The 9337-nt window shown below is 52.7% G+C and carries 8 protein-coding genes and 1 other RNA gene; 3 read left to right on the plus strand and 6 right to left on the minus strand.

Annotated elements, in window-relative coordinates; all coding sequences use genetic code 11:
* Positions 1-3 precede the first annotated feature (3 nt).
* Together BRO54_RS10310 and BRO54_RS10315 are read left to right on the plus strand one after the other, a co-directional pair.
* Positions 4-429 carry a DUF6114 domain-containing protein gene (locus BRO54_RS10310; protein WP_033026220.1) on the plus strand — a complete coding sequence of 142 codons (426 nt, stop codon included), beginning with the start codon at positions 4-6 and terminating at the stop codon, positions 427-429.
* Positions 430-596: 167 nt separating this feature from the next.
* Positions 597-1046: a staygreen family protein gene (locus BRO54_RS10315; protein WP_033026222.1), complete on the plus strand. Its 450-nt coding sequence runs from the start codon at positions 597-599 to the stop codon at positions 1044-1046.
* A gap of 732 nt (positions 1047-1778) precedes the next feature.
* Here the strand turns inward: BRO54_RS10315 and ssrA are convergent.
* From ssrA to secG, 5 genes are all read right to left on the minus strand, one after another.
* Positions 1779-2130, minus strand: a transfer-messenger RNA (tmRNA) gene (gene ssrA, locus BRO54_RS10325).
* A gap of 366 nt (positions 2131-2496) precedes the next feature.
* Positions 2497-2964, minus strand: a complete 468-nt coding sequence (smpB, locus tag BRO54_RS10330; RefSeq protein ID WP_013144268.1) for an SsrA-binding protein SmpB — start codon at positions 2962-2964, stop codon at positions 2497-2499.
* An 81-nt stretch (positions 2965-3045) separates the two neighbouring features.
* Complete coding sequence (rnr, locus tag BRO54_RS10335) at positions 3046-5322, minus strand: ribonuclease R (RefSeq protein WP_033026225.1); 2277 nt, start codon at positions 5320-5322, stop codon at positions 3046-3048.
* Between the two features lie 22 nt (positions 5323-5344).
* Positions 5345-6085: a carboxylesterase gene (estA, locus tag BRO54_RS10340; protein WP_033004594.1), complete on the minus strand. Its 741-nt coding sequence runs from the start codon at positions 6083-6085 to the stop codon at positions 5345-5347.
* 74 nt (positions 6086-6159) lie between these two features.
* Positions 6160-6396 carry a preprotein translocase subunit SecG gene (gene secG / locus BRO54_RS10345; protein WP_013144265.1) on the minus strand — a complete coding sequence of 79 codons (237 nt, stop codon included), beginning with the start codon at positions 6394-6396 and terminating at the stop codon, positions 6160-6162.
* Positions 6397-7011: 615 nt separating this feature from the next.
* On the opposite strand from secG, the gene BRO54_RS10355 reads away from it, so the two are divergent.
* Positions 7012-7227 (plus strand): hypothetical protein, encoded by a 216-nt coding sequence (locus tag BRO54_RS10355; RefSeq protein ID WP_013144264.1) that lies wholly within the window; start codon positions 7012-7014, stop codon positions 7225-7227.
* A 100-nt stretch (positions 7228-7327) separates the two neighbouring features.
* On the opposite strand, the gene BRO54_RS10360 is transcribed toward BRO54_RS10355, so the two are convergent.
* A complete protein-coding gene (locus tag BRO54_RS10360) occupies positions 7328-8824 on the minus strand; it encodes a carboxylesterase/lipase family protein (RefSeq protein WP_033026229.1) in 1497 nt (498 codons plus the stop codon).
* Positions 8825-9337: the final 513 nt, after the last annotated feature.

The raw sequence follows: 9337 nt of genomic DNA on the forward strand, positions 1-9337 counted from the left end.
ACATTGGGCATCATTCGTTCTAGCTGGCAGGCGTTCGGTCGCTGGCGGAAACGCCGCCCGTTTTGGGGGGCAACGTTTCTCTTGTTATCAAGCCTTGTGATTTTATGGGTTCCGATGCAGCTATACGAAATTTCTCTCGTTCCCGGAAGCATGGTGTTCGTCGGCTTTTTCCTTGGCGGCATGGTCATGTTGATGGGGATTCTTTCCTACGCCATGCCGCGGCTATCCACCTTGCTCGGCATCATCGGTATGTTCAGTGCCATTCTGTCGATCATGGGCGCCTTGGGCGGCTTCTTAGTCGGCACGATTCTCGGCATCATCGGCGGGGCGCTTTGCATCGCCTGGCGCCCGCAATGGGCCGAAGCCGACACTCCTGCCGCTCATCGTGAAGCAGCGGCAGACAAAGAGCCATCCGCCGCAACCGACTAACAGGCGCCGATCGCTCGGCCGAACGAAGCGAAAGATTCGCTCGTTCGGCCTTCTTTTTTATCTCTTTTTCCCGATCACGAATCCATTCATCATGAACAAACGAGGCGCATATTCATATTATGGGCCCATCATCGCTGCAGAACAAGATGAAAGAAGGAGGGACCGCCATGAAACACCTTTCTCCCGAGCGACTGCACGTCACCCAGACCGCTGGAATCACCCAGCTGTCACCAGTGAACGGCCGTCTGTACACCTTAACCCACTCGGACACGACTGGCGCCTTATTCCTCACCGTCTCCCGCGCATTTGTCACTGATCAGCTCACTTCTCAACGCGATGAAGTGCTCGGTGAATGGAAACAAGCCGGGCAACAGCTAGTATTGTTTCTCTATGTATTCATTGGCAACCGGCAAATGGGCCGGCAAGAAAATGCGCGCCGGGCGAACGTATTCAAGAAAGAATTGCCGTTGGCGCTCGAAGCCATTCGCTATGGCGACCGCGCTTTTTTTCACACGTACCCGTTTTGTGATTGGTGCCCGATTTTCATTCATTTCACTTTGGAATACCCGGAGCTCAACCGGACGGAATACTACGGCACCCCGTATTTGTACCGCTGACAACCACTTCGGTGATGGGGCTATGCATCGCCGCGTTTTTGGGCAGCCGACAAATCTCTTTCTGTTTCTCAAAACTGTATAAAAATATCGGGCCAACGGTATGCGCGCATTGTAAGAATTACCCTTAAGCATTGCGCTCAAAGTGAGTGCCACTCTACATTCCCCGCCTCAATCATGATGATGTTCACCCCGTCGGTTACTATTTTAACTTTTTCAAGCGATTGAGTGGCGGAAATAAGCACTACTTCCAATATTTCATCAGCATCAAAGTCTTTAACGCAATCTGTTTCAAAATATGTTACATCTTCAAAAACAACGAATCCTTTAATCATCTGTAGATGAGCAAATTCACTAACATAAATTTACATCCAAACAAAAAAAGGCGACATGGACTCGATTCCTTGGTTAGAATAGACAAGTGCAACTCTTGGCGGCGCTAGAGCTGAGGCCGCCTCCGAAGATTCTAGGCATCCATCCTCGCGCCTAGATACACGCTGGAAGGATGCCCAAATGCCTCTTGTCCCTTTGGCATCAAGGGATGAGAGGCATTTTGTTTACTTAGTCACTGTCGAACTCGGTATACAATGCAAGGTAAAAACGCGGTGCAAAATCCGTGCAAAATTTTTTCGGATTCTATCGATTTCTTTAGGATTCCCCAAAAATGAAAAACGACCGCAAACACGGTCGTATCAAGAGGTTCACCATTTTTAATCCGAAACAGCAACATGTTGGAAATGGAGACGGTGGGAGTCGAACCCACGTCCAGAGGCATCGCCACTTAAGCATCTACGAGCGTAGTCGGTATATTTCGCTTCGCCGTCCGTTCCGCCTACCGACAGGCCTCCCGGCGGCTAGCCTGGTTCGTCTCTTCCCTCATCCTCAGGCGGCGGATTTGGGCGTAGCCCGCTTCATATGAGCCCCTCGAACGCCACGCGGGCGATGGCGGGAGGAGCTAGCTGCAGCAATTAGGCAGCTAAAGCGTAGTTTTGTTTGCCAGTTATCTTTAGGTGACGTTTTTACGAGGACGTCCCCCTCGGCTCGCCGCTTAAGCTCGACCTACCCCTGTCGAATCCGGATCGTCCCCGCGGTGGCGAAGAAAGATCGGAATAGCGTAAGCGATGGATAACTGGCTGTTGCATTATTTATTATACCATGGCGATGCGCATTTTCAATGGGAATGTTTTCAACCCCGGTGAAAAACGGTCATTTTTGCCAAAGCGATGGAGTTCGCCAGGAAAGAAGAGCCGATGTTTCAATGCTTCTCCACTGGAGAAGATTCGATTGAGAACTGTTTTTCCCATACACCACCGACTCCCTATAAGGCTGGTGAAAAACGGGTTTTGCGCCCAGATCGGCGGCGCTGGACGAGAAAGGCATGTCGATCTGACAAAGTTTCTCTAAATAGAAAAAGAATTGGGATCTCCCGTTTTTTCTTTGAATCACCAACCCTCTATAGTTTTTGCCGCTCGCGGAACGCCCGCTCGATTTCGCGCTGCGCTTCTTTCCGCTTCATGTCTTCCCGTTTGTCGTATTTTTTCTTCCCTTTGGCCACTCCAAGCTCCACTTTGGCAAAGCCATTTTTAATATACAATTTCAGCGGCACGAGCGTATACCCTTGCTCTTTCGTATAGCCGATCAGCTTGTTGATTTCGCGGCGGTGCAAAAGGAGCTTTCTCGTCCGCAGCGGATCATGGTTGTAGCGGTTGCCTTGTTCATACGGGCTGATATGCATGTTATGAAGAAACACTTCCCCTTTTTCCACTTTGGCGAACGAATCTTTCAAGTTCACCCGGCCGTTGCGGATCGATTTGATTTCCGTCCCTTGCAGCACAAGGCCGGCTTCATACGTTTCTTCGATGAAATAGTCGTGGTGCGCTTTTTTGTTTTGGGCGATCACTTTTCCTTCGCCTTTCGGCATCCGTTTTCCCCCTCCTCATTGTAGCGTTTCTTATTTTACCAAAAACGAAAAAGAAGGAAAAGCCGCCCGTTCGGCTTTTCCTCACCGTTTTTTCTTTTTCTTCTTTTTCGCCTTCGCGCTGCGGTTTGAGCCGCTTTGCGCTTTCGGCTCCGCCTTCGCTTTTCCTTTCTTTTGCTTTTTCCCTTCAATGACGACCGGAGCGGCTTTCGCTTTCGGCGGACGGCGTCCCTTCATGCCGACGACTTCAAAATCGACGATCCGTTCGTCTTTGTTCACGTTGATGACGCGGACGGTGATTTCATCGCCGATGCGGTACATTTTCCCCGTCCGTTCGCCGATCAACGCGTAGTGGCGTTCGTCGTAGCGGTAATAGTCGTCCGTTAAGTAGCTGACGTGCACCAAGCCTTCGATCGTGTTCGGCAGCTCAACGAACAAGCCGAAGTTCGTCACCGAGCTGATAATGCCGTCAAACTCCATCCCGATTTTGTCTTCCATAAACTCGGTTTTCTTCAGATCGTCCGTCTCCCGCTCCGCCTCAACGGCGCGCCGCTCCATATCGGAAGCGTGTTCCGCAATTTCAGGCAGCTTTTCCGCCCATTTTTGCTGGGTGTCAAGATCCATCTGGCCGTTAATGAGATACGTCCAGATCAACCGATGGACGATCAAATCCGGGTAGCGGCGGATCGGTGACGTAAAATGGGTGTAAAACTCGGTCGACAGGCCGTAATGGCCGAGGCTCTCGGCGTCATAGCGCGCCTGTTTCATCGACCGAAGCATGACGGTCGAGATCACCATTTCTTCCGGCTCGCCGCGCACCGCTTCGAGAATTTGCTGGAGGGCGCGCGGATGGATTTGGTTGCCCGTTCCTTTCACGACATAGCCGAAGTTCGTGATGAACTCTAAAAAGCGCTGCAGTTTTTCCGGCTTCGGATCCTCGTGAACACGGTAAATAAATGGCACGTTCAACCAATGGAAATGCTCAGCCACCGTTTCGTTCGCCGCCAGCATAAACTCTTCAATCAACCGCTCAGCGACCGACCGCTCGCGCAAGACGACATCGTACGGCTTGCCGTTTTCATCGACAAGCACCTTCGCCTCCTTAAAATCGAAATCAATCGCCCCGCGCTTTATCCGCTTTGCCCGCAAAATGTCGGCAAGCTCAGCCATCAGCTCAAACATCGGCACAAGCGGCGCATATTTTTCCCGCAAGGCTTCGTCTTTGTCAACGAGAATTTTATTGACATCGGAATACGTCATCCGTTCCGCCGTGCGGATGACGCTTGGGAAAATTTCATGGCGGACGACTTCTCCTTGCGGGGTGATTTCCATTTCGCACGAGAGCGTCAGCCGATCGACTTTCGGGTTGAGCGAGCAAATGCCGTTCGACAGCCGATGCGGGATCATCGGGATGACGCGGTCAACCAAATAAACGCTCGTGCCGCGTTCATACGCCTCGCGGTCAATAGGCGAGCCTTCCTCAACATAGTAGCTGACATCGGCGATATGAACGCCGAGCTTATAGTTGCCGTTTTCAAGCTTTGTCACGGTGACGGCATCGTCCAAATCCTTCGCATCTTCCCCGTCGATCGTGACGATCATCTCGCCGCGCAAATCGCGGCGCCCTTCCAAGTCTTTCTCCGTAATGACATCCGGCACCCGGTTGGCGTGCTCGATCACGTCTTCTGGAAATTGAAGCGGAAGGCCGTATTTATAGATGATCGCCAAAATGTCGACGCCCGGGTCGTTTTTATGGCCGAGAATTTGGACGACTTCCCCTTCAGCGCTCATTCGTCCTTCCGGGTACGAGGTGAGCCGGGCGACGACTTTATGCCCTTCGACCGCGCCGTTCGCCGCGTTTTTCGGAATGAAAATGTCGTTGACGATCCGTTTGTCATCGGGGATGACAAAGCCGAAATATTTGCTTTCCGTGTACGTGCCGACGACTTCTTTCACCCCGCGCTCCAAAATGCGGACGATCGTTCCTTCGCGGCGCGCCCCGGATGAATCGGCTTGGACGCGCACAAGCACCGTGTCGCCATGCATGGCGTTTTTCAGTTCGGACGGCGGGATAAAAATATCATCCAGTCCCGGCTCCTCCGGTGTGACAAACGCGAATCCTTTCGGGTGGCCAATCACCTTGCCGCGCACGAGATTCATCCGCTCGGGCACGCCGTAGCGGTTGCTGCGCGTCCGGACGACAAGACCTTCCTCTTCCATGGCGACAAGCGTTTTGACAAACGTTTTAAACTCCTCAGCATCCGCAATCCCAAACGCTTCCTCCAGTTCCTCAACGGTCAGCGGTTTGTACGCCTCATCGCGCATAAACGTTAAAATTCGTTCGGCCAACACATGATCCATTGGCCATCCCCTCCTTTCTCCATTACCAATCTAACGATTCAAGAAATGCATAAATATCTTCATGCAGCTGATCTTTTTCTTGATCAAGCGTAATCACATGGCCTGATTGCTCATACCATTTGATTTGTTTGACCGGCGATTCAATTTCGTTATAAATGATGTTCGCGCTGTCTGGATTGATCATCTCATCATGGCGCGCTTGGACGACGAACGTCGGCGCATAAACCAAATCAAGGTGGGCGCGCACATCGGCAATGAGTTCTTGCAAGGCTTTCAACGTCTTCATCGGCGTTTGTTTGAACCGTTCCATTTCCTGTTCGATTTGTTCCTCTGATTTCCCTTCCCGCTTTTTATACTCGCGCGCATACTCGAGCACACCTTCGTACATCGTTTCTTCGCTTTTGATGTACATCGGCGCGCACATCGTCACAATGCCTTCTATAGGTACAGTGTAGCCTAATTTGAGAGAAAATACGCCTCCAAGCGACAATCCAGCCACGGCAATTTTTTCGTAGCCTTTGTTTTTCAAAAACTGATAGCCGTTCATGACGTCTTGCCACCAATCATCCGGTCCGGTGTGGACGAGCTCTTCCGGCGGCACGCCATGCCCTTTGTAAATCGGAGCGTGGCACGTATACCCTTTCGATTCCAAGAATCGCCCAAGCATCCGAACGTCGGCGGAATTGCCGGTAAACCCATGCAAAAGCAGCACCGCCCGCTCCCCGGCTTCAAAGAAAAACGGCTTCGGCGGAACAATTTTCATCATAGGTTCTCCTTCCTCTCTGGTGTGAAATAGAAAGGGCAGCCCTTCATTCTATGGACCGCCCCATGTTTGACTTATGATGGCTGTACGTACGTAACCAAGATCGTCAATACGAAAAACAAGACGGCCAACACGACCGTGACGCGCTGAAACACCGCATCGAGCCCACGGGCTTTCTGCTTCCCGAACAATTGCTCGGCGCCGCCGGTGATCGCCCCCGACAGCCCGGCGCTGCGGCCCGACTGCAGCAAGACAACTGCGATCAGCGCGATCGACACAATGACAAGCAGCGTCACAAGCAAGGCATGCATGCCTGACACCTCCAACGACCGACGTTGCAATAATTTCACTATACCATAGATCGCCGTTGGCGGCAACTGGCGGGCCTGTCTCAACACGACGAAAGGAACAGATTCTCTTTTTTGTGAAACATTAGATTGGAAAGCCCGTCATCTAAAAATTTTAAAAAAATACAAGCCAGAAGATGCTCAAATGGAGGAAATCGATGAAATCATTGACGAATGCCTGGCAAAAATCGCAACGTATCTGACCTGATCTGATCGGCCTGGAGGCAGCGAAAGAATGGAACGATGTTGAAGGAAAGACTACATTTCCTGTCTTTTCTATATAAGTTGCAATAAAGATTTTCCGATTGTTCGATTCTGTTTTCCTTCATAACAAGTCATTTTGATAGAATGCAGCGGGCGTTCTACTGGATGTAAAACAAAGTTTCAACTTATATAGAGGGCTAAATCGAAGGGATGGGGCCAAAAAATTCCCTGCTCCTCCCCTTTGGCATAGATGGGGGAGCGTTTCATCCTCCATCCGCTTGACGCTCCATGAATCGGGTGCGGTATGATCATTGTCGTCCGCCGCCGAAATACGTTACAATAGAAAGCAAATCGGCAACGACTGGAGGGACTTCAATGGCAAGACCGGACGAACGAGTCGTCATCGCGATTGACGGCTATCAATTCAAACGGGCGCGGGAGGCGAAGAAAGGGAAAATTTTCGTCACCTCGCCGATTGGGGCGAACTTTACGTTTGACGTCAACGTCATGCGCAAGCTCATCGAGGCCATCGACCGCGACCCAGCGCTGGCGGAACAGTTCGGGCTTCCTTCTCAGGGGGCAAACGAATAACAAAGGAACGGCGGTTGGCCGTTCCTTTGTTGGTTTAGCGGAGAGAGGCCGAAGCTCCATTTTTTCACAGATGGCGGTGCTCCCTCACGAATCAAATCTTCTAGCGTCCTTGCCATGCCGCTCGCTCGCGGCCAAACGGATCATCTTCGACATGGCTGGCGGCTGAAAAGACAAAGGCCGCCTTGCGCTCGCTCGTATACGCCGGCCACGCTTCCGGCAAGTGATCGCCGTTCGGGTTGCCGGTGCGGGCAAACGCCAGCCAGGCGTAATGCATTTGGTCAGCGATCGCCTCGCGCTCCGGCCGGTTGCCGACGAAATTCGCGACGCCCGGCTGATGGAGATTGTGAAACACAAACGGCAGCTCGAGCGCGTGGCATGCTTTCAGCTGTCCGCCGAACACCGGCGTCTCATAATCAAACCGGTACATGTACACATCCGCTCCGTGGGCCGCTTGGGCGTCCGCTGTCCGCAGCATCCCCTCGACAAAAACACGGTACGTCATGATGCGCAGCCACGTTTGCCAGTCGGGCGCCGACGGCTCCGCCGTCTCTGCATAATAGCGAATCGCCGCCTCCGGCACGGGCCCGACTTCACGGTTGATCCGGTCAAGCAGTTCTTTTTCGCCAAGCTTTGTCCACGATGGATCCGTCAAGGTAAACAGGTTGTACTCGTCTTTCGTCACGCCGATGAGAATCGGAATGCCGCTGGCCGCCCCGTCGTGGAGCGCCTCGATCGGATGGCGCCGCAATACGCGGCCATCCACCACCGGACCGTACATGATTCCCGGACCGAGCGACAGCGCCGCCCGCAGCAGCTCCTCGGCGGGAATCGACAAGAGCCGGCCGCGGTCACCCGGGCGGATGCCGGCGCGCTCGAGAATGCGCTCGGTCATCGCCATGGCGGTCTTGGGCGAACGGAGGAGAAGCGCTCCCGAACCGCTTTGCAAAATGGCGCGCCGAAACAGCCCGCTGGCCTCCGGAAGCGACAACAGCACGCCGACGCTCGCCGCTCCCGCCGATTCACCGAAAATCGTCACATTGTCCGGATCACCGCCAAACGCCGCAATGTTCTCCTTCACCCAGCGCAGCGCCGCCACTTGGTCCAAAATGCCGAGATTCCCGGCTTGCGCGTACGCTTCGCCGAACGAATCACCGAGATGCAAAAAGCCAAACACGTTCATTCGGTAGTTGATCGTTACGACGACGACATCGCCGTGTTTCGCCAACGCCGTCCCGTCATACCACGGCGAAGAACCCGAGCCGAACAAAAAGGCGCCGCCGTGAATCCAGACGAGCACCGGCCGCTTCTTCCCATCCGCCGCCGGCGACCAAACGTTCAGGTACAGCCCGTCTTCGCTCGGCGGCTCGCTCATCCGCCCGAGCAATCCGCTGAAAATCGGATCCGACGGCTGCATCACGACAGGACCGAAGGCAGTCGCCTCCCGCACCCCATCCCATGCCTCAGGCGGCTCCGGCGGCAAAAAACGGCGTTCACCGACCGGCGCTTTCGCATACGGAATTCCTTTCCAAACGAAAACGCTTCCATTCACCACACCGCGCAGCCGCCCATACCGTGTTTCAACAACGGTTCGTTCCATCCTCTTCCCACTCCTCTGAATATTTGGACGATTCAAAAATATTATAAACCAACAGCCAGTCTGCGTCCATCGTTTTGCGACCGCACGCGAGGTTCTCATACCGCGTCCAAAAGAGAGGTGCCCCGCCCATGCACAAAAGTAAAGATAGACGCGGCCGAAACAGTCAGCGCCATGAAAAAGATGATTCTAGGCGCGATCACCTTAAGCGGCGTTGTTCGGTCGCCCGACAGTCGATCAAATACTCGGGAAAAGCTGCAAATGGTAAAGCTTCAAATTGCATCTATATAGTTGAGCAAATTCACTAATAAACTGTAGGTTGGTCTCTTTGTTAACGGAAAATATTGTAATGAAAATTGCTCATCTACAGTCAAGAAAAATTAATTTGCGATCTCCATCAGCAAGTGCAACAAAGGCCGGGTTCACCTTCAGTTTTGTATCGTTTCGGGAGACAGTTTCTTTCCATTTCTCACACCCAACCATTAAAAACAAACAGATGCAATAAATGAAAATCAT

It is taken from the genome of Geobacillus proteiniphilus (genome assembly GCF_001908025.1).
GTDB classification, from domain to species: Bacteria; Bacillota; Bacilli; order Bacillales; family Anoxybacillaceae; genus Geobacillus; species Geobacillus proteiniphilus.

What these genes read in the sequence shown, in the direction of transcription:
- BRO54_RS10315 (WP_033026222.1), top strand. Translation starts at nt 597, where the DNA reads ATGAAACACCTTTCTCCCGAGCGACTGCACGTCACCCAGACCGCTGGA.
- smpB (WP_013144268.1), bottom strand. Translation starts at nt 2,964, where the DNA reads ATGCCGAAAGGCGAAGGAAAAGTGATCGCCCAAAACAAAAAAGCGCAC.
- rnr (WP_033026225.1), bottom strand. Translation starts at nt 5,322, where the DNA reads ATGGATCATGTGTTGGCCGAACGAATTTTAACGTTTATGCGCGATGAG.
- estA (WP_033004594.1), bottom strand. Translation starts at nt 6,085, where the DNA reads ATGAAAATTGTTCCGCCGAAGCCGTTTTTCTTTGAAGCCGGGGAGCGG.
- secG (WP_013144265.1), bottom strand. Translation starts at nt 6,396, where the DNA reads ATGCATGCCTTGCTTGTGACGCTGCTTGTCATTGTGTCGATCGCGCTG.
- BRO54_RS10355 (WP_013144264.1), top strand. Translation starts at nt 7,012, where the DNA reads ATGGCAAGACCGGACGAACGAGTCGTCATCGCGATTGACGGCTATCAA.
- BRO54_RS10360 (WP_033026229.1), bottom strand. Translation starts at nt 8,824, where the DNA reads ATGGAACGAACCGTTGTTGAAACACGGTATGGGCGGCTGCGCGGTGTG.